This is a genomic window from Serratia sp. JKS296, assembly GCF_900215445.1.
In the GTDB taxonomy this organism is placed as follows: Bacteria; Pseudomonadota; Gammaproteobacteria; order Enterobacterales; family Enterobacteriaceae; genus Serratia; species Serratia marcescens.
The window spans coordinates 3,482,402-3,501,804 of record NZ_OCMX01000001.1; the positions used below are offsets into that span (position 1 = coordinate 3,482,402).

General features: G+C 57.9%; 16 protein-coding genes. 8 read left to right on the plus strand and 8 right to left on the minus strand.

What is annotated here, in order from left to right:
- Positions 1-20: 20 nt before the first annotated feature.
- Positions 21-368, minus strand: coding sequence for an antibiotic biosynthesis monooxygenase family protein (locus CRO23_RS16635; protein WP_097102490.1), 348 nt, complete (start codon positions 366-368; stop codon positions 21-23).
- A gap of 175 nt (positions 369-543) precedes the next feature.
- Here CRO23_RS16635 and CRO23_RS16640 point away from each other — a divergent pair, with 175 nt between their 5' ends.
- The 5 genes from CRO23_RS16640 (at position 544) to CRO23_RS16660 (ending at position 6,275) form a co-directional block, all read left to right on the plus strand.
- Positions 544-1,227: an ArsR/SmtB family transcription factor gene (locus CRO23_RS16640; protein WP_049299839.1), complete on the plus strand. Its 684-nt coding sequence runs from the start codon at positions 544-546 to the stop codon at positions 1,225-1,227.
- 74 nt (positions 1,228-1,301) lie between these two features.
- A complete protein-coding gene (locus tag CRO23_RS16645) occupies positions 1,302-2,009 on the plus strand; it encodes a glutathione S-transferase N-terminal domain-containing protein (RefSeq protein WP_016928477.1) in 708 nt (235 codons plus the stop codon).
- Between the two features lie 132 nt (positions 2,010-2,141).
- Positions 2,142-3,569 (plus strand): alkaline phosphatase, encoded by a 1,428-nt coding sequence (gene phoA, locus CRO23_RS16650; RefSeq protein WP_097102492.1) that lies wholly within the window; start codon positions 2,142-2,144, stop codon positions 3,567-3,569.
- Positions 3,570-4,030: 461 nt separating this feature from the next.
- The gene (gene mqo / locus CRO23_RS16655) at positions 4,031-5,611 is read left to right on the plus strand and encodes a malate dehydrogenase (quinone) (RefSeq protein ID WP_016928479.1); all 1,581 of its coding nucleotides are present in this window, start codon (positions 4,031-4,033) and stop codon (positions 5,609-5,611) included.
- A 205-nt stretch (positions 5,612-5,816) separates the two neighbouring features.
- Positions 5,817-6,275: a helix-turn-helix domain-containing protein gene (locus CRO23_RS16660; RefSeq protein WP_004939075.1), complete on the plus strand. Its 459-nt coding sequence runs from the start codon at positions 5,817-5,819 to the stop codon at positions 6,273-6,275.
- A 76-nt stretch (positions 6,276-6,351) separates the two neighbouring features.
- Here the strand turns inward: CRO23_RS16660 and CRO23_RS16665 are convergent, their stop codons facing one another.
- The 4 genes from CRO23_RS16665 to CRO23_RS16680 all read right to left on the minus strand — a co-directional run bounded on the left by CRO23_RS16665 (position 6,352) and on the right by CRO23_RS16680 (position 11,324).
- Positions 6,352-7,392 (minus strand): fimbrial protein, encoded by a 1,041-nt coding sequence (locus CRO23_RS16665; RefSeq protein WP_016928480.1) that lies wholly within the window; start codon positions 7,390-7,392, stop codon positions 6,352-6,354.
- Between the two features lie 11 nt (positions 7,393-7,403).
- The gene (locus tag CRO23_RS16670; protein WP_028127938.1) at positions 7,404-10,019 is read right to left on the minus strand and encodes a fimbria/pilus outer membrane usher protein; all 2,616 of its coding nucleotides are present in this window, start codon (positions 10,017-10,019) and stop codon (positions 7,404-7,406) included.
- Positions 10,020-10,046: 27 nt separating this feature from the next.
- Positions 10,047-10,730 (minus strand): fimbrial biogenesis chaperone, encoded by a 684-nt coding sequence (locus tag CRO23_RS16675; protein ID WP_016928482.1) that lies wholly within the window; start codon positions 10,728-10,730, stop codon positions 10,047-10,049.
- 66 nt (positions 10,731-10,796) lie between these two features.
- Positions 10,797-11,324: a fimbrial protein gene (locus tag CRO23_RS16680; RefSeq protein ID WP_004939088.1), complete on the minus strand. Its 528-nt coding sequence runs from the start codon at positions 11,322-11,324 to the stop codon at positions 10,797-10,799.
- Between the two features lie 514 nt (positions 11,325-11,838).
- On the opposite strand from CRO23_RS16680, the gene CRO23_RS16685 reads away from it, so the two are divergent.
- From CRO23_RS16685 to CRO23_RS16695, 3 genes are all read left to right on the plus strand, one after another.
- Positions 11,839-12,555 carry an EAL domain-containing protein gene (locus tag CRO23_RS16685; RefSeq protein WP_016928483.1) on the plus strand — a complete coding sequence of 239 codons (717 nt, stop codon included), beginning with the start codon at positions 11,839-11,841 and terminating at the stop codon, positions 12,553-12,555.
- Positions 12,556-12,576: 21 nt separating this feature from the next.
- Entirely contained in the window at positions 12,577-13,167 is a 591-nt protein-coding gene (locus CRO23_RS16690) for a LuxR family transcriptional regulator (RefSeq protein ID WP_004939094.1), read from the plus strand.
- Between the two features lie 180 nt (positions 13,168-13,347).
- Entirely contained in the window at positions 13,348-14,973 is a 1,626-nt protein-coding gene (locus CRO23_RS16695) for an FMN-binding glutamate synthase family protein (protein ID WP_015377182.1), read from the plus strand.
- 108 nt (positions 14,974-15,081) lie between these two features.
- Here the strand turns inward: CRO23_RS16695 and betA are convergent, their stop codons facing one another.
- From betA to betI, 3 genes are all read right to left on the minus strand, one after another.
- Positions 15,082-16,749, minus strand: a complete 1,668-nt coding sequence (gene betA / locus CRO23_RS16700) for a choline dehydrogenase (RefSeq protein WP_049299841.1) — start codon at positions 16,747-16,749, stop codon at positions 15,082-15,084.
- 225 nt (positions 16,750-16,974) lie between these two features.
- Positions 16,975-18,447 carry a betaine-aldehyde dehydrogenase gene (betB, locus tag CRO23_RS16710; RefSeq protein WP_097102495.1) on the minus strand — a complete coding sequence of 491 codons (1,473 nt, stop codon included), beginning with the start codon at positions 18,445-18,447 and terminating at the stop codon, positions 16,975-16,977.
- A 14-nt stretch (positions 18,448-18,461) separates the two neighbouring features.
- Positions 18,462-19,064 (minus strand): transcriptional regulator BetI, encoded by a 603-nt coding sequence (gene betI / locus CRO23_RS16715; protein ID WP_004939107.1) that lies wholly within the window; start codon positions 19,062-19,064, stop codon positions 18,462-18,464.
- Positions 19,065-19,403: the final 339 nt, after the last annotated feature.

Below are 19,403 nucleotides of genomic sequence, written 5' to 3' on the forward strand. Positions count from 1 at the left end.
CCGCCGCCGGCGGGCTTTTTTCAGGTGCGGTGATAGCCACGGCTATCCTGCGGCGCCTGGTCGCGGCTCTCCAGCCCGTAGTCCCGCACCACCTCCGCCACCCGCAGCCGGTACTGCGCCAGCACCTCGCCACGGCCGCGCGCCTGCGCCGCCCGGTGCTGTTCGAGATTGCGCCACTGCTGCACCGCCGCCTCGTCGCGCCAGAAGGAGAGCGACAGCAGGCGCGCGGGATCGGCCAGGCTTTGAAAACGCTCGATGGAAATGAATCCGTCGATCTGCGCCAGCAGCGGCTTCAGCGCCGCCGCCAACTCCAGGTAAGTCTCCCGCTGCCCGTCGGCGGCCTGCAGTTCAAAAATCACGGCGATCATCCTCGTCTCCTCTCAACGGTAAAATTCCGGCACGCGCGCATTGAACGAACGGCGCCACTGCACCGATTTCAACGCCCGCTCATCAATATCCAGCGAACGCAGACACACAGCTCCAGAATGCGATAGCCACAGGCTAGCGATGGACGCGCCGTCATACTTCGTCTAACCTCGAAGTATGCATAACATCGAGATAGAAGCTCGTTTAGCGGCGCTGAGCGCTGCCATCGCTGACCGCACCCGGGCGCGCATGCTGTGCCTGTTGATGGACGGGCGCGCCTACACCGCCACCGAGCTCAGCGCGGCGGTCGAGGTCGCCCCGTCTACCGCCAGCGCACACCTGGCGAAACTGCTGGAGCAGCGGCTGATTGCCTGCGTCAAACAGGGGCGCTACCGCTATTTCCGGCTGGCCGGGCAACCGGTGGCCGCAGCGCTGGAAGGCCTGATGGCGCTGGCGGGCGTGCCGCGCCCGTCGGTGAAGAGCAGCACGCCTACCTCGCTGCAGTATGCTCGCACCTGCTACGACCATATGGCGGGCGAGGTGGCGGTGAAGCTGCACGATCGGCTGCATGCGCTGAACTGGCTGACCGGCGAAGAAGACTACCGGTTAAGCGACGCCGGTCAGGCCGCGCTGACGCGGCTGGGCGTCGATTGCTCGCCCGCCCCCACCCGCCGCCGCTTCGCCTGCGGGTGCCTGGACTGGAGCGAACGCCGATCTCACCTCGGCGGCGCGCTGGGCGCAGCGCTGTTGGCCGTCTTTATCCAACGCGGCTGGATCCTTCGCCGGCTCGACAGCCGTGAGCTGCAGCTGACCCCCGCCGGTAAAAAAGCGCTGGCCGCACATTTTGACCTCACGGTGTAACCCGGCGACAGGGTAGTTTTACTGCAATACTCTAGGGGTACGCTTAAGCGACCCCGCCAACCCGAGGAGTTTCCATGCTCGATTCCACCCAATTCCCGATCGTCAAACGCTGGCCGGCTCAACATCCGGAACGGCTGCAGCTCTACTCTCTGCCGACGCCGAACGGCGTCAAAGTGTCCATCATGCTGGAAGAGATCGGCCTGCCTTATGAAGCGCACCTGATCGACATCGGCAACAACGAGACCTGGACGCCGGAATTCCTGGCGCTGAACCCGAACGGCAAGATCCCGGCGATCATCGATCCCGACGGCCCCGGCGGCCGGCCGCTGCCGCTGTTCGAATCCGGCGCCATTCTGCTCTACCTGGCGGAAAAGAGCGGCCGTTTCCTGCCGCAGGATCCGGCGCAGCGTTACGAAACCATTCAGTGGGTGTTCTTCCAGATGGCCGCCGTCGGCCCGATGTTCGGCCAGCTCGGTTTCTTCCATAAATTCGCCGGGCGCGAATATGAAGACAAGCGGCCGCTGGAGCGCTACAAAAACGAATCGAAACGCCTGCTCGGCGTGCTGGAAACGCGCCTGGAGGGCCGCGACTGGATCATGGGCGCGGAGTACACCATCGCCGATATCTCGCTGCTGGGCTGGGTGCGCAACCTGATCGGCTTCTATGAGGCGCGCGAACTGGTGGCGTTCGACAGTTTCCCCCGCGTCGCACAGTGGTTGGAGCGCGGTCTGGCGCGGCCGGCGGTGCAGCGCGGGCTGGCTATTCCGGCGCGCACGGCCTGAGACGCCAAACGGGGTGGCCGCCGGGCCATCCCGCCTTTCGCTGTCATAAAATTGTCATCCCTCTGCTCTACTCTCCTTACGTAACAATTTGATGTTATTTATATTGTTGTATTACGACAAGGAGCTTACCCCATGCAACCTGCTGTATCCCTGCTCGCCGGCGCCGTGCTGTCCGCCCTGCTCTGTTCCTCCGCCATCGCGGCGGAAACCTCGCCCAATGCTGATGGCCTGACCGAGCGCGCCGCGCGCGGCAACCTCGCCGAACCGGGCGGCGCCCGTCGTCTGGCCGGCGATCAGACCGCCGCGCTGAAGGCGTCGCTGTCGGACAAAACGGCGAAAAACGTGATACTGCTGATCGGCGACGGCATGGGGGATTCCGAGATCACCGCCGCGCGCAACTACGCTGAAGGCGCAGGCGGTTACTTCAAGGGCATCGACGCCCTGCCGCTGACCGGGCAATACACCCACTACTCGCTGGACAAGAAAACCCACAAGCCGGATTACGTGACCGATTCCGCCGCCTCCGCCACCGCCTGGACCACCGGGGGGAAAACCTATAACGGCGCGCTCGGCGTGGACGTGAACGGCAAAGATCAGCCGACGCTGTTGGAGATCGCCAAGGCGGCCGGCAAGGCCACCGGCAACGTCTCCACCGCCGAGTTGCAAGACGCTACGCCGGCGGCGCTGGTGTCGCACGTCACCTCGCGCAAATGCTACGGCCCGGAGGAAACCAGCGAGAAATGCGCCACTAACGCACTGGAAAACGGCGGCCGCGGCTCCATTACCGAGCAGTTGCTGAAGACCCGCGCCGACGTCACGCTGGGCGGCGGCGCGAAGTCCTTCAACCAGCTGGCGAAAAGCGGCGAATGGCAAGGAAAATCGCTAAAAGATCAGGCGGCGGCGCAGGGTTACCAATGGGTGAGCAACGCGGATGAGCTGCAGGCCGTTACGTTGGCCAACCAGCAAAAACCGCTGCTGGGCCTGTTCGCCGACGGCAACATGCCGGTGCGCTGGTTGGGGCCGAAAGCCAGCTATCACGGCAACCTCGACAAGCCGGCGGTAACCTGCGAAAACAACCCGGCGCGCACCGCGGCCACGCCAACGCTGGCGGCGATGACCGAAAAAGCGATCGCGCTGTTGAAAGATAACCCGAACGGCTTCTTCCTGCAGGTCGAGGGCGCGTCGATAGATAAGCAGGATCACGCCGCCAACCCGTGCGGGCAGATTGGTGAAACCGTCGATCTGGACGAAGCGGTGCAAAAAGCGCTGGCCTTCGCCCGCGCCGACGGCAACACGTTGGTGATCGTCACCGCCGACCATGCGCACTCCAGCCAGATCGTCGCCGCCGGCGCCAAAGCGCCGGGCCTGACCCAGCTGCTGACCACCAAAGACGGCGCGCCGATGACCCTCAGCTACGGCAACTCGGAAGAAGAATCGCAGGGGCACACCGGCACCCAATTGCGCGTCGCGGCCTACGGTCCGCACGCCGCCAACGTGGTGGGATTGACCGATCAGACCGATCTATTCTTCACCATGCGCGATGCGATGGGCATCCAGTAACCGCCTTCCGCACGATGGCCGCCCGCAACGGCGGCCATTTATTATTGGTTACCGATAGGTATTTGCAATTTAACCGCAATTATTGTGTGATAACGAAATAACGTTTAATTGCGCGACAATTAACCCCCTAAAATAACGCGGTTATACGGCCTCTCCCCCCTCTTTGTTTATTACTGCGACAGCAACCGGCCTATTTTTGCTTATATTCATTTTTTTTAGTTACAAAAGTAGTTTTTAACATTCTCGCAAACAATAATACCCCGCCAGTAACGTGAACCGATCAATTTGCATCCGGACGGCCTGCAATAGTTCACTTTTCGTTAAATACCCTATTAACAAAAAGGCATTATCGCTGCCTATCGGCTCACGCCGGGCGGTCGGCTTCATTATTTTCCAGGGTAACTCCCGCTAAATTCTTTCACCTGCAATGAGTAGAATTTACACACAAGAGATTTAATTCAATGAGAAAATTACTCGTCCTGATTTTCAGTCTCAGCCTGTTTGGCGTTACGCAGCAGGCGGCGGCTGAAGAGAAGAATAAAACCGTCGACGTGGTGTTGATCGGCGGCGGCATCATGAGCGCCACCTTGGGTACCTATCTGCATGAGCTGGAGCCGACCTGGACCATCGACATGTATGAGCGCATGAACGGCGTGGCGGAAGAGAGCTCCAACGGCTGGAACAACGCCGGTACCGGCCACTCCGCCTTCAGCGAAATGAACTACACGCCGGAAAAAGCCGATGGCACCATCGACATCAGCAAGGCGGTGAAGGTCAACGAGTCTTTCGAAATCTCCCGTCAGTTCTGGTCTTATCAGGTGAAAAACAATGTCCTGAAAGATCCGAAATCCTTTATTAACAGCGTGCCGCACATGAGCTTCGTGTGGGGCGACGACAACGTCAACTTCCTGCGTAAACGCTACGCGGCGCTGCAGCACAGCACCCTGTTCCGCGGCATGGAATATTCCGAAGACCCTGCGCAAATCAAACAGTGGGCGCCACTGGTGATGAACGGCCGCGATCCGGCGCAGAAAATCGCCGCGACCCGCATGCCGCTGGGTACCGACGTTAACTTCGGCGTGATCACCCACCAGCTGGTTGACGCGCTGAGCGCCAGCGACAAGTTCAAGCTGAACCTGAGCCACGAAGTGCGCGACATCAAGCGCAACGCCGATCAGACCTGGAGCGTGACCGTTGCCGATCTGAACCGCGACGGCAAAGAAACCACCGTTAACGCCAAATTCGTGTTCATCGGCGCAGGCGGCGCGTCCCTGACCCTGCTGCAGAAATCCGGCATCCCTGAAGCCGACGGCTACGGCGGCTTCCCGGTCGGCGGCCAGTTCCTGGTCACCACCAACCCGGCGATCGCCAACCAGCACCTGGCCAAAGTGTATGGCCTGGCCAGCGTAGGTTCGCCGCCGATGTCCGTGCCGCACCTGGATACCCGCATGCTGGACGGCAAGCGCGTGCTGCTGTTCGGGCCGTTCGCCACCTTCTCCAGCAAGTTCCTGAAGAACGGTTCGCTGTTCGATCTGATGCACTCGCTGAGCACCTCGAACCTGATGCCGATGACCCACGTCGGTCTGGATAACTTCGATTTGGTGAAATACCTGGTCGGCCAGCTGATGATGAACGACGACGATCGCTTCGCCGCGCTGAAAGAGTACTTCCCGGACGCCAAGCAGGCAGACTGGAAGCTGTGGACCGCAGGCCAGCGCGTGCAGATCATCAAGAAAGACGCGGATAAAGGCGGCGTGCTGCAGTTCGGCACCGAAGTCGTCAGCTCTGAAGACGGCAGCATCGCCGCTCTGCTGGGCGCTTCGCCGGGCGCTTCCACCGCTGCGCCAATCATGCTGCACCTGATGGAAACCGTGTTCAAAGACAAAGTGGCAACGCCGGAATGGCAGAGCAAGCTGAAAGAGATCATCCCGTCCTACGGCCACAAGCTGAACGGCGATATCGAGATGACCAACAAGATCCGCGGTTACACCAGCAGCGTACTGGGTCTGAACTACATTGAAGTGAAACCAGAAACTAACTGATTTTCCGTCACTTCCTACTGAAAAGGCCGCTTTATGCGGCCTTTCTTTTATCTCCCTGCCATTCAAAGAGCATTTTTGGCCACCTTTTTACCCCCGGTTTACCCTTGCGTAACGGCGCACTCACGCCTATTATCAAAGAATATACTTGGATAATTAAGCTAAGTCACTGTGACCTGAATGTCGTTTTTGCGGGAGAACTAAAACCATGGATCGCGTCAATATCATTCACGATTTACTAGACTGGATTGAAACTCATCTGGATCAGCCGCTGCTGCTGGATAACGTCGCCGCCAAGTCGGGCTACTCCAAATGGCACCTGCAGCGCATGTTCCGCAGCACCACCGGCCACGCGCTCGGCAGCTATATCCGCGAGCGGCGCCTGTCGCAGGCGGCGCAGGCGCTGCGCTCCACCCCACGCCCGATCCTGGATATCGCCCTGCAATACCATTTCGACTCTCAGCCTTCGTTCTCGCGCGCCTTCAAGAAACAGTTCGGCAAAACCCCAGCAGTGTATCGCCGCACCACCCGCTGGGACGTCGCAGAATGGCCGGCGCAGCCGATAGAAATGCAGGCCGAACCGCGCCATGATGCCCCTACGCTGCCCCGTTGGTACGCCGGCAAACCGCCGGAAGGCGTTTGCACCAGCTGGATGGGGCTGCGTTAATCAGCGCGGTATAAGGCACAAAAAAGGGTTCAGTTCGCGAGAACTGAACCCTTTCTTTTATTGACCAGGCACCGAATTATTTGAAGGTGACGTCAATATTCGCCGATGCGCTGAACGGCCCCACTTTCGGGTTGGTGCTCAACCATTTCAGGCTGGCCATAAAGTTCTTTTCAACGATGGTGCCGTTGACCAGGCCCAGATCGACCGGGCTGTTCATCATGATCGGCGTATTTGGCGTCGCCGCCTGCGAGATCAAAATACCGAAGCCGCTGTCGCTGGTCGGCAGGATCACGCTGTTATCCTGCAGCGGATAAGTGCTGCTGAAGCTGGCCTGCAGCGTCTCCCCCTGGCAGTCCTGTCCGGTCGTCGGATCGGACATATTGGCGGCCACCGAGAACGGCACCTGCTTCTCGATTTTGCCCACCACCGCATTCTGACGCGGGATAGTGCCGAAGTTCACCGTCGAACCGTTGTTGGCCACCACGGTGATTTTCGGGTTGCAGGAAATAAACTGAATGTTGCCCAGCCCGGAAATGTAGGCGTTAAAGTTGCTGTTCGGCGTGCCGTTCAAGCCGCCGACGCCATCAACCTGAAATACCGAGTACGAGTTGTTGTCGTTGATCTTGCCGCCGGCCGGCGGCGCCTTGCCGGTTGCTTTAATATAGATGGCGTAAGACACGGTTACCGTCAGCGATCTGGCCGGAGACAAACAACGGCTGCCCGAACGGCGGCATTCCGTGCCGGGACCGACGTCCTGACGTGCGCCTTTAGTCGGTTTGACATCGATCCCCTGATAAGTGACACCCACTTCGATCGAATTATGGATCTGACTCATCCGGGACTGCGGATCCCAGTACAGGTAGGCATTTTCCCCTTTCGGGTTGTTCCAGTCATCCGTACATTGGAAGGTCGAGGTAAAGGTCTGCGAACGCCACAGCAACGCGCCCGGCGCGGTATTGGCGGTCGACACCTTGATGGCTTTATCCAGCACGATATCCTGGCGAATGCTGCCGTTCTGCTTACACGACAGCGCATAGCTGCTCTGCGAAAACGCGCCCAGCGTGACCAGCAGCCCAGCCGCCAACCCGAGATTCTTGTGCTTTAACAAAGAAGACATATCCTTTCCTTTTACGGTTTTCCGCAGGTCAGCGAAAGTTCCTGATAACCCATCAGCTGTTCGGTCGCCGCTTTCAATTCCGGCACCACCAGTGAGCAGCTTTCGCCCGCGTCGTTGCCCCATTTCACCAGCAGGCGATCCCCTGCGGAAGCCCCTGAAATATAAATATCGCCGTTGGTACCGACAGTACCGTTGTTCTTGCCGTCCGCACTGAAGACGTTGGCGCCAATCGGCGGTACGCTGCCGTCGGCCATCTTGCTGTGTACCAACAGGCTTTGGCCCGTGTGCGTTTCAAATTTCACGCGGGTGATTGCGCCGTAAGTCGGCACCACGTCTCTCGCCGCCATTGGGATATCCAGGCCGTTGCCGATATCTTCGGTGCGCAGCGCCACGCGGTTATGGCGGTATGGCGACGCAGAGGTCATCACCGCGTAACCGAAGCGGTCGATGGCGACACCCGGTTGGTTTTCGATACGAACGCCCTTGGCGTCTTTGGCTTCCACCAGCACAAACGTATTCTGCAGCGGCTGGGTCAACGTCACGCCGCCGGAGTGTGCGACGATGCCGCCCGCCACGCCCAACGAAGACTGCTGATAATCTTTGCTGTAGCTATAACCGGCATTGATGGTCCCCATGCTGCCCTGATAACCGACGTTGGCCGAGCTGGTTTGGCCCGAATAACGATCATGACCGCTTTGCACCGCATAGTTCAAGCGGTTGTCATCCAGCGCGGTGCCGCTCAGGCCGGCGCTGTAGGTATTGCCGCTCTGCTTGCTGTGGCCGGCGTTGAAGCTGGCGGTCATGTCCGACGAATCCTTGCTGAAGAAGCTGAACGGAATCGATACGGTCAGGTTGACGCTACGGTCTTTATAGCCGTAGTTGCTGCGGCTGTCCTGATAGAAGACGCCATAGCTGATATTTTTATAGCTGCTGTTGAAACCGGTTTGTACGGTGCGGTCTTCGCCGGATCCGCCCCAGTAAGACTGGTTGCTGACGTTGGCGTACAGCGTCGAATTACCGGCGATGCGCTGGTTGACAGACAGCTCAACACGTTGGCGTTTGTTGTTGAAACGGCTGGTGTAATAGCTGCGACGGCGAGATTCCGCCCAGTCCGGCACGCCCAGGTTGCGATCGTTTTGATCGTAGTAATCGTTACGGTAATAACCGTTCTCATAGCGTTCGCGCTCGGCAACCGCATCGGAGAAATCATAATAGCCGGAGGTCGAGTAACGGTAACCGGCAATGCGGAATTCCGTCCCCCAATCGTTGAGCGACTTGGAATACAGGAAACGGAAACTCTCCCCCTGCTTGTCATCGCCGTTCACCAGGTTGGTGTCGGAATAGGACATATCAAAAGAGACAGCCCCCCAGTTCCCCAGGTTTTTACCGAGGCCCACGACCGCTGAACGGTAGTTTTCCGCCACCAGCACGCCACCGTAAGGCGTGATGTCATACGCCATACCGTGCGACAAGGTGCCTTGGACAAACTTGGGCTGATAGCGGCTGGTGCCATCGTGGTATTTACCGGCGGTCAGCTGATAGTTCCAAATCCCTTCGCGCAGCATGTTCGGCACCGAGGAGAACGGCACGACGAAAGAGGTTCTCGAACCGTTGGCTTCGATAACCGTCACGTCCAGGTTACCGCTCAGGGTGCTTGGGAAAATGTCCGTCAGCGCAAACGGCCCTGGCGGCACGTTGGTGCTGTAAATGGTATAGCCGTTCTGACGCACTTCAACGCGCGCGTTGGTCGTCGCCACACCGCGCACCACCGGCGCATAGCCGCGCTGGCTTTCCGGCAGCATGTCGTCGGCGCTGGACATCTGCACACCGCGGAACTGAATGCTGTCGAAAACATTGTTATTAGTGTTGGTCTGGCCGATCACCAGACGGCTGCGCAGAGAAACGATGTCCGTTTCCGCCCAGCTGGAAATGTTCTTCCAATGCGTACCGGCGCCCGACTGTTGGTTCAACGTCGAGTTGTTGCGCAGGCGCCAATCGCCAATATTGAGGCCATTATTAAGGCTCAGGAAGTAATAGTCGGAAGTCTTGTCGTTCTGGTTGTTGCCGTAGCGGTTATGAGTGCCGCTAAAGTTATAGTTAACAAAGCCGGCATTGATGCCGCGATCGTAAACTTTCGGCGAAATGGCGCCTTGCGGGCGCGGGATCAGAAACACCTGCGGCACTTCCAGATCCATACGCTGTACGGCGGCGTCATAGCTCAGCTTGGCGCCGGAGATCTGTTGTGGCAATGCGTAGCATTGCGCGGCACCGGCGGTGGTCAGATCGCCGGGCAGCTTTACGCCGTAATCCTGGTAGTCCACCGCCGTCAGGCACGGCGCTACCGGAGAGTCTTTGGATTCTTTCTTGAACTCGATTTCGCGGTGATCGATACGCTGCCCGTTGAGATAGATATCAAACGGATATTTACCCGGCAGAATATCATCCCCGCTGGCCAACGACGCCACCTGGGCGATATTGTCATCGCCATGGATGAAGGAGGTGTTGAACTGCTCCTCCGCCATGGCCATCTGTGAGAATGAAAAAGGCACAGCAGAAAAATAAATTACACCATTAATCAGCTTCACCAAACGTTTTGGCGCGAGGGTTGTTATTCTTTTGTGTGCCATTTCTTTCATTCCTTGAAGTGCTTCAAATCAATTCAGTGCGACGTTTTTAATCTCGGTGTGACCGCCATAGTCGTTGATATAGGTAAACGACATAGTGTTGGCTGATTGCGCCCCCTGAGGCAGGGAGATGCGCAGGCTGTCGTGTGGCTTGACCATGTCGGCGTTCACTTTCCAGCTCTTGCCGCCGCTCTTCAGGTTCAGCACGCCCAGCGTGACGAACAGCGGGCCATCGTTAGTCACGACTAAATTGCCGCCCTGGCGCTTCCACTTCAGCGCTTCCGCCTGCTGTTGCAGGTTGGTTTTCAACGAATCCGGGCGATAGAACAGTTTGATACGGGTACGGATCGCCACCTGCAGCACGTTATCTTGCTTAGGCGTTGGCGGAATTTCCTGTACGTTGACCCAGAGCAGAGATTCTCTGTCCTGCGGCAAACCGCTGCCGGAATAGATAAAACGCAAAATGGCGTCTTTCTTGGCAGCCAGCTTCAAAATGGGTGGCGTCACCACGATCGGCAAATTCTTAGGCATCTGGCTTGCATCGCCAGTATCCAGCCAGGTTTGCACCATGTAGGTATCGTCGCTGTCATTGCTGATTGAGAGCGATGCGGATTTACTTGCACTGTTATAGATGACACGCGTCGCATCAACCTGAATGCCGGCAAAGGCATTAACAGAGAATGCGAATAAAATACCAGTCAGAATTTTTTTCATCGGAATGTCTCAACTCTCAAAATTTAGCCATCCTTGGCCAATAACTCTATCTATCCTGCCAGCGAATTATTTGTATTCGATGGTGAAGGTAGCGTTAGAGTTTGCCTGACCGGCAGTTACCAGATCCTGGAAGGATTTGTAACGAGCGCGCAGGTTGAAAGTCGCAGCGCCTGGGTTATCGCCATCAGCAGCAACGGTTACGGTAGCTGGGGTAGCCACTTCCTGAGAGATTGGCAGAGTAGAACCGTTGTTATCCAGAATTTCAACGCCAACGCCAGTCGCGCCGCCAGTTACAGCCAACAGCTCTGGGTGGCCGGCTGGGGTGTTACCGTCGAAACGCAGGGTGTAGTTACCCGCTTCACATTTCTCCAGGCTGATATCGAAAGCTTTAGCACCGCTGGTAGAACCGGCAGTTGGGAAAGCGGTGGTAGGATATTTACCCAGGTAAACTTCTTTATTCTGGTCTTTATCAACAACTTTACAGGTGGACTGTACAATTTCACCGGTGAATTTAACGTTGCCGTTTGCTGCCATTGCGTTGGAAGCAGTTGCAGACAATACCAGGGCAGCCAAAGGCAATAATACTTTTTTCATTTCCAGCTCCATAGAACAATAAAATAATCGATTCAGTGGCGGGCTTATATATATATTGCCGCCACTGAGCATACACTCAGCGATAGCACTCCCTTGCTGAAAAGGAGCGTTGCCTCGATGAACTCATTGCCGGACGAAATATAGACTAAGCATATTCTTAATGTTAAATCGTTTAAAACATTCATAAGCCCCCTCTTGATAGGAATAAACTATCGGCGGATACCTATCGATCGATGTTGACGATTCATATGAATAGGAATAATCTGTGTTTGGGAAAGCTGCAGAGTTCAAGATTTTGCGTTAAGGCCTGAAAATCAGAATATTATTCCGAATATTTACACTTAGTAACATATTGCGACGTTTGGACTTTGGCACGAATTACGCGTTTAATGGTCTGTCGACACGTTTCGGCCTTCCTGACGCTTTAAATAAGAAATTTACCAATAAACCTGGAGTAACTTTCTTTTTAACCATTTAAAATCAACAAGTTAAATATCAATCCAAGGATTGGGAAATGAGCGGTTCTTTCAGAGAGAAAAATAACGGCATTAATTATGTTTTTCAGCCAATGTTCGCGAAATCGGGACAATTGCTGGCCGTTGAATGTCTGTCTCGCTTTACGTTTAATAGCGAATACGCCCATTTTTCTCCTGAACAGTTCTTTCGTCACGCCGACAGCGCAACCCGGATTGAGATTTTGATGGATCAGATCAATCTGATCGATAAATACAAACACTGGTTTCATGAAAACCAAGTGATAGCCACTTTGAATGTTGACGATTATTCCCTGCAATCGCTGGCGAATACTCACTTTGCCGAAAGAATTAATGCCCTGCGCTGTATTCATTTTGAGATCAGCGAGAATTCAACCCGGCTGGTGAAAGATCGCGTGCACGGCGATCCGTCATTGAATAGTTATTCATTTTGGCTCGATGATTTTGGTTCTGGCTACGCGGGTTTTTCCGCGTTGTACAACAGCCAGTTCCGCTTCGTTAAGCTCGACCGTTTTTTGCTTTGGGACTTTATGAAAAAGTCCGGCGGCGAGGGCTTGATGCGCGCGTTACTGCGCTTCTTTTACCTTAATCATTACAAGGTAATTATCGAAGGAGTTGAAACTCCCGAACACAAGAAATGGCTGGATGAAATGCCATATTACGCACTGCAGGGAAAGCTGTGGAAGGAATCCAGCATCAAGGATTTGAACTCGCTTCTTACAGCTGAATACTTTTAACTCGGTATTGGTGTTTGCCCTATGTCTAAAAACAACGTTCTTGTGATTAGTGAGTGTAAGTACAGCTATGTTGGCCTGTCGGTGCTGCTGAAGAAACACTACGGCGCGTACGATATCCGCCTGTTTTCCGATTTCATGCATGGCGGCGCCAAAGCGGAGAAGATCACCAAGCACGATATCGCGCTGATTTTCACCTCGCAAAACCTGGAACAGAGCGTCAACGTGATAGAAAGCCTGGTGTCCCTGCACCAGCAATACAACAGCAAGACGCGCCTGCTGGTGTTCTATGACGACGAGCGCGTAGTGAAACTGCTGTCGATCCTGGGGATTTCCGTTGAGTTGGTTTCTACCCGCATTCCGCTTTATTCGCTGCAGGAAAAAATCCAGCGGCTGCTGGAAAGCAAGGAACCGGGCGGCATTCGGGTGCAGAAAACCCGCGAGCTCAGCCCGGCGGAAAGCGACGTGATCTTCAATCTGCTGCGCGGCGACAGCCTGCTGCACATTGCGGAAAAACGCGGCACGCACCCGAAAACCATCTTCTCGCAAAAATACAGCGCGATGAAAAAGCTGCGGCTGCGCAGCATGAGCACCATCTTCGTCGCCGGAAAATAAATATCTTGGCTTGTTGCGCGGCACGCCGCGCGGCAACCCCCTTCCGCCAGGTTAAATTAATGTAACAACCAGCGACAAAGCAGCAACAGACACACAACATCCTCTCCTGTTGGTTACGATTTGCACACGGATTATCCGTGAGTCATGTCGTGTGGATTAAAATAAACATCAGGAGATGTTATGAAGTCGTCCTTATTCAGCCGCTATACCTGCTTTGTGCTGAGCATCTTGCTCACCCTGGTTTTCTTGATCATGATGCACAACCATCCGTGGTTCTGGCTGCCGGCCCTGGCCTGCGGTTGCCTGATGGTGCTGGGTATCTACGATCTCACGCAGCAGCGCCACGCCATCTGCCGCAACTACCCGATCATCGGCCGCCTGCGCTTCTTCTTCGAGTTCATCCGCCCGGAACTGCGCCAGTATTTCCTCGAGCAGGATAATGAAGAGATCCCGTTTTCGCGCACCCAGCGCACGCTGGTGTATCGCCGTGCGAAAAATGAGATGGGTGACAAACCGTTCGGCACCCTGCTGGACGTCTACCAAACCGGCTATGAGTGCATCGGCCACTCCATGCGGCCGGTGGAAGCCGCCGACCCAACCAGTTTCCGCATCACCATCGGCGGCGCCGATTGCCGCCAGCCCTACTCCGCGTCGATCTTCAACATTTCGGCCATGAGCTTCGGCGCGCTCTCCGCCAACGCCATCCGCGCGCTCAACCTCGGCGCGGCCAAGGGCAACTTCTACCACGACACCGGTGAGGGCAGCATCAGCCGCTATCACCGCGAAAACAACGGCGATCTGGTGTGGGAGCTGGGCAGCGGCTATTTCGGCTGCCGCACCGCCGACGGCCATTTCGATCCGCGCCGCTTTGCCGAACAGGCGCAAAGCCCGCAGGTGAAAATGATTGAAATCAAGCTCAGCCAGGGCGCTAAACCCGGCCACGGCGGCATTCTGCCGGCGAAGAAGGTGGATGCGGAAATCGCCGCCACCCGCGGCGTGCCGGAAGGCGTGGATTGCATCTCGCCGGCTTCGCACAGCGCCTTCACCACCCCGCTGGAAATGATGCAGTTCATCCAGCAGCTGCGCGAGCTGTCAGGCGGCAAGCCGGTCGGTTTCAAGCTGTGCATCGGCCACCCGTGGGAGTTCGTCGCTATCGTCAAGGCGATGCTGCACACCCGCATCCTGCCGGACTTCATCGTGGTGGACGGCAAGGAAGGCGGCACAGGCGCCGCGCCGCTCGAACTCTCTAACTATATGGGCATGCCGCTGCGCGAAGGGCTGCTGTTCGTGCATAACACGCTGGTGGGCTGCGGCCTGCGCGACCAAATCAAGATTGGCGCCAGCGGCAAGATCATCAGCGCCTTTGACATCGCCAGCGTGCTGGTGCTCGGCGCCGACTGGGTGAACTCGGCGCGCGGCTTTATGTTCGCCGTCGGCTGCATCCAGTCGCAAAGCTGCCACACCAACCACTGCCCGACCGGCGTCGCGACGCAAGATCCGCTGCGGCAAAAGGCGCTGGTGGTGCCGAACAAGGCGGAACGCGTCTACCACTTCCATCAAAATACGGTGAAAGCGCTGGCGGACATGCTGGCGGCGGCCGGCGTCAGCCGCCCGGAGCAGCTGACCTCGCACCATATGCTGCGCCGCATCACGCCGACCGAGATCAAGGTGTACGCCGATATCTATTACTACCTGGAGCCCGGCGCGCTGCTGCAGCCGGAGATCAAAAGCGAGTTCTACGCCCGCATGTGGCGCATGGCGACGCCCACCAGTTTCGATCAGGCGATCTCGCTGCCGGCGGCATGATGGGATAAGGGATAAAAGAGAGTTGCCCCCTCGCCTTGGGGAAGAGCATATGGAGAGGGGTTGCTTGCTACGGCGGCCCTCCCCCTCAACGGCGAGAGGGCGTGTCGGTTACTGCTTGCGCACCGGCGCATCGCCGGCGACGTAGTAGTCGGCGGTGCTGCGCGGCAGCGGCGTGCGCTGGCGAATGCGATCGGCGATCTTCTCGGCGATCATGATGGTGGTGGCGTTCAGGTTGCCGGTGATGATCAGCGGCATGATTGACGCATCCACCACCCGCAATCCTTCCATGCCGTGCACCCGGCCCTGGCCGTCGACCACCGCCATTTCGTCTTCGCCCATCTTGCACGAGCAGGACGGGTGGAAGGCGGTTTCGGCGTGCTCGCGCACGAAGGCGTCCAACTGCTCGTCGGTCTGCACCTCCGGCCCTGGGCTAATCTCGCGGCCGCGGTATTCGTCCAAGGCCGGCTGCGCCATGATTTCGCGCGTGATGCGGATAGCGTCGCGGAACTCCTGCCAATCCTGTTCGGTCGCCATGTAGTTGAACAGAATGCTCGGATGCTGGCGCGGATCTTTCGATTTCACCTGCACCCGGCCGCGGCTCGGCGAACGCATCGAACCGACGTGCGCCTGGAAACCGTGCTCTTTCACCGCGTTGCTGCCGTTGTAGTTAATCGCCACCGGCAGGAAGTGATACTGAATGTTCGGCCAGGCGAACTCTGCGCGGCTGCGAATGAAACCGCCGGCCTCGAACTGGTTGCTGGCGCCGATGCCGGTGCCGTTGAACAGCCACTCCGCACCGATCTTCGGCTGGTTAAACCATTGCAACGCCGGGTACAGCGACACCGGTTTCTTGCAGGCGTACTGCAGGTACATCTCCAGGTGATCCTGCAGGTTTTCCCCCACCCCCGGCAGATCGTGCACCACGTTGATGTCCAGACTTTTCAGCAGCGCCGCCGGGCCGACGCCCGAACGCTGCAGAATTTGCGGCGAGGCGATGGCGCCGGCGCACAGCAGCACTTCGCGGCGCGCTTTGGCATGGGTCAGCTGATTGCTGTCGCCCTGCAGATAGTTGACGCCCACTGCGCGCTTGCCGTCGAACACGATATGGTCGGTCAGCGCATGGGTGACGATCTTCAGGTTCGGCCGTGAACGCGCCTGATCAAGATAACCGCGGGCGGTGCTGGCGCGGCGCCCTTTCGGCGTCACGGTACGGTCCATCGGGCCGAATCCTTCCTGCTGGTAACCGTTCAGATCGTCGGTGCGCGGATAGCCCGCCTGTACGCCGGCTTCCACCATGGCGTGGAACAGTTCGTTGTTGCCGGCCTTCGGCGTGGTGACGCTCACCGGGCCATCACCGCCGTGGTAATCGTTCGGGCCGATATCGCGCGTTTCCGCCTTGCGGAAATACGGCAGACAGTCCAGATAGGTCCAGTCTTCCAGACCCGGCGCCTTGGCCCAGTTGTCGAAGTCCATCGCGTTGCCGCGAATGTAACACATGCCGTTGATCAGGGATGAACCGCCCAGCCCTTTGCCGCGGCCGCATTCCATCCGGCGGTTGTTCATGTGCGGCTCAGGATCGGTTTCATACGCCCAGTTATAGCGGCGGCCCTGCAGCGGAAACGCCAGCGCGGCCGGCATCTGGGTACGGAAATCCATCCGGTAATCCGGGCCGCCGGCTTCCAGCAGCAGGACGCTGACGTCGGCGTCTTCGGTCAATCGGGTGGCTAACACGTTGCCGGCGGAACCGGCACCGATAATGATGTAGTCAAATTCCATTCATTATCTCCTAAATATTCATATGCCTGAATGATGCGAATGGCTTGAATTCCGCATGCTGAATATATCAAGGCAGTTTTGGATGCAAAAAAGGATATCTCCCCTATGGATTTCGAGTTACAGCTAGCCGGCAAGGGCGCAGAGCCCCAGGAGCTTACTCAAGTAAGTGACTGGGGTCTGCGCTCGCAGCCAACAACGCTGTAGCTGGAAAGACGACGGGGATAGTTAAAATACCGAGGCGTATTCGCCCAGCTCGACCTGCACCGATTTGATCTGGGTGTAGTGCTCCAGCGTCGTCAGGCCGTTCTCGCGGCCAACGCCGGACTGCTTATAGCCGCCGACCGGCATTTCCGCCGCCGACTCGCCCCAGGTGTTGATCCAGCAAATGCCGGCTTCCAGCTGGTGGATCACGCGGTGCGCGCGGGCCAGATCGTGGGTCACCACGCCCGCGGCCAGGCCGAAGGTGGTGTCGTTGGCGCGGCGCACCACTTCCTCTTCGCTCTGGTAGCTGAGGATGCTCATCACCGGTCCGAAGATCTCTTCGCGCACGATTTCCATGTCGTCGCGGCAGTCGCTGAATACCGTCGGCGCCACATAAGCGCCCTTGCCGAATTCGCCGTGGGTGACGCGTTCGCCGCCGCACAGCAGGCGCGCGCCGCTGTTTTTGCCGCTCTCGATAAAGCGCAGCACCGATTCCATGTGCGCGAAGCTGACCAGCGGCCCGAAGTTGGTTTGCGGATCGGTCGGATCGCCGAGGCGAATGCGTTTCACGCGCTCGAGAATTTTCGCCTCAAACTGCGCCTGCAGCGCCGCCGGCACGAAGACGCGGGTGCCGTTGGTGCACACCTGGCCGGAACTGTAGAAGTTGGCCATCATGGCGATATCGGCGGCGCGATCCAGATCGGCGTCGTTGAAGATAATCAGCGGCGACTTGCCGCCCAGTTCCATGGTGACTTCCTTCAGCGTCGAACCCGACGCGTTGGCCATCACCTTCTTGCCGGTTTTCACCCCGCCGGTGAAAGAGACTTTGGCGATGCCCGGATGGTCGGTCAGGTACTGCCCCACCTCCGCGCCGCTGCCGGTCACCACGTTGAACACGCCGTCCGGCAGGCCGGCTTCGGTGTAGATTTCCGCCAGCTTCAGCGCCGTCAGCGACGTGACTTCACTCGGTTTGAAAATCATCGCATTGCCCGCCGCCAGGGCCGGCGCGGACTTCCACAGCGCGATCTGAATCGGGTAGTTCCAGGCGCCGATGCCGGCCACCACGCCCAGCGGTTCGCGGCGTGTGTAGACGAACGAGGTATCGCGCAGCGGGATCTGCTCGCCTTCAATGGCCGGGATCAGGCCGGCGTAGTACTCCAGCACGTCGGCGCCGGTGACGATGTCCACCGCGGTGGTTTCCGACATCGCTTTACCGGTATCCAGCGTTTCCAGCGCCGCCAGCTCATCGTTGCGCTCGCGCAGAATATCCACCGCGCGACGCAGGATGCGCGAACGCGCCATCGCCGTCATCGCCGCCCACACCTTCTGCCCGCTGGCCGCGCTGGCCACCGCACGATCGACGTCTTCAGCGCCGGCGGACTGGACTTCAGCCAGAACTTCGCCGTTCGCCGGATTAATGGCGTTGAAGGTTTTTCCAGCGGTGCTGTCTACATAGGCGCCATGAATATAGAGCTTCTGCAAGCCAAAACGGGACATAGGATCTCCTTGAGTTAGCCTCCGGGCGGCGTTTGCCCCCGGAGTTGGAACGTGATGTATTCGGTCGTGAGCGCCAGCGCCTGCGCCTGATTGAACGCCGAACCGCGCAGCGCGCTGCGCAGCCACAGCCCATCGATCAGCGCCGCCAGCCCCTTGGCCGCCAACCGCGCCTGCGGCTGCGGCATGACGCGGCGAAACTCGGCGCACAGGTTGGAATAAAGCCGGCGGCCGTTCACCTGTTGCAGCCGGTTGAGCTGCGGCTGGTGCAGGCTGCTGGCCCAAAAGGCCAGCCAGGTCTTCATCGCCGCGCTGTTGATCTGGCTGTCGTCGAAGTTGCCGGCGACGATCGCCTGCAGCCGCGCCGCCGGGCTGTTATCGGTGAGCGCCTGCAAACGCAACTTCACCGCCTCGCCCAGATGGCTGATCAGATAGCGCATCGTGGCTTCCAGCAGGCCGTTCTTGTCCTTGAAATAATGGCTGATGATGCCGTTGGAAACGCCGGCCCGCCGCGCGATCTGCGCGATGGTGGCGTCATGCATTCCCACTTCGTTTACCGCGGCGAGCGTGGCATCAATCAACTGCTGCCTTCTGATTGGCTGCATTCCTACCTTTGGCATATTTCGACTCTCACAAAACCGACTTCGGCCTTATCTCAGCGGGCAAATTTCACTGCCGTTTCGCCCGTGATTCAGGTCATCATGAGGACTATTAAACTTTTTTTTGATTGAACGTTCAATAAAAATTGCATATATTTTATTGCCGCCTGGTTAAAAATTTGTACTATCTGGTTGTGGAACTGGCTGATTTTTGTGAGGTAATTAACGAATCTGACCAAAATCAGTGGCTGTAAGCGGTTCCCGCCGCGAAGCGCTCCGGTGCTTCAGCAACAGGCGAAAGCGGCGTTACTCAGGCCATTCCCATGGGGATGGTCGCCGCCTTCATTCGCCCGTTTTCCG

Bases quoted from the DNA above. Each gene is read 5' to 3' on its own strand.
- CRO23_RS16635 (WP_097102490.1), bottom strand. From the start codon at position 368: ATGATCGCCGTGATTTTTGAACTGCAGGCCGCCGACGGGCAGCGGGAG.
- CRO23_RS16640 (WP_049299839.1), top strand. From the start codon at position 544: ATGCATAACATCGAGATAGAAGCTCGTTTAGCGGCGCTGAGCGCTGCC.
- CRO23_RS16645 (WP_016928477.1), top strand. From the start codon at position 1,302: ATGCTCGATTCCACCCAATTCCCGATCGTCAAACGCTGGCCGGCTCAA.
- phoA (WP_097102492.1), top strand. From the start codon at position 2,142: ATGCAACCTGCTGTATCCCTGCTCGCCGGCGCCGTGCTGTCCGCCCTG.
- mqo (WP_016928479.1), top strand. From the start codon at position 4,031: ATGAGAAAATTACTCGTCCTGATTTTCAGTCTCAGCCTGTTTGGCGTT.
- CRO23_RS16660 (WP_004939075.1), top strand. From the start codon at position 5,817: ATGGATCGCGTCAATATCATTCACGATTTACTAGACTGGATTGAAACT.
- CRO23_RS16665 (WP_016928480.1), bottom strand. From the start codon at position 7,392: ATGTCTTCTTTGTTAAAGCACAAGAATCTCGGGTTGGCGGCTGGGCTG.
- CRO23_RS16670 (WP_028127938.1), bottom strand. From the start codon at position 10,019: ATGGCACACAAAAGAATAACAACCCTCGCGCCAAAACGTTTGGTGAAG.
- CRO23_RS16675 (WP_016928482.1), bottom strand. From the start codon at position 10,730: ATGAAAAAAATTCTGACTGGTATTTTATTCGCATTCTCTGTTAATGCC.
- CRO23_RS16680 (WP_004939088.1), bottom strand. From the start codon at position 11,324: ATGAAAAAAGTATTATTGCCTTTGGCTGCCCTGGTATTGTCTGCAACT.
- CRO23_RS16685 (WP_016928483.1), top strand. From the start codon at position 11,839: ATGAGCGGTTCTTTCAGAGAGAAAAATAACGGCATTAATTATGTTTTT.
- CRO23_RS16690 (WP_004939094.1), top strand. From the start codon at position 12,577: ATGTCTAAAAACAACGTTCTTGTGATTAGTGAGTGTAAGTACAGCTAT.
- CRO23_RS16695 (WP_015377182.1), top strand. From the start codon at position 13,348: ATGAAGTCGTCCTTATTCAGCCGCTATACCTGCTTTGTGCTGAGCATC.
- betA (WP_049299841.1), bottom strand. From the start codon at position 16,749: ATGGAATTTGACTACATCATTATCGGTGCCGGTTCCGCCGGCAACGTG.
- betB (WP_097102495.1), bottom strand. From the start codon at position 18,447: ATGTCCCGTTTTGGCTTGCAGAAGCTCTATATTCATGGCGCCTATGTA.
- betI (WP_004939107.1), bottom strand. From the start codon at position 19,064: ATGCCAAAGGTAGGAATGCAGCCAATCAGAAGGCAGCAGTTGATTGAT.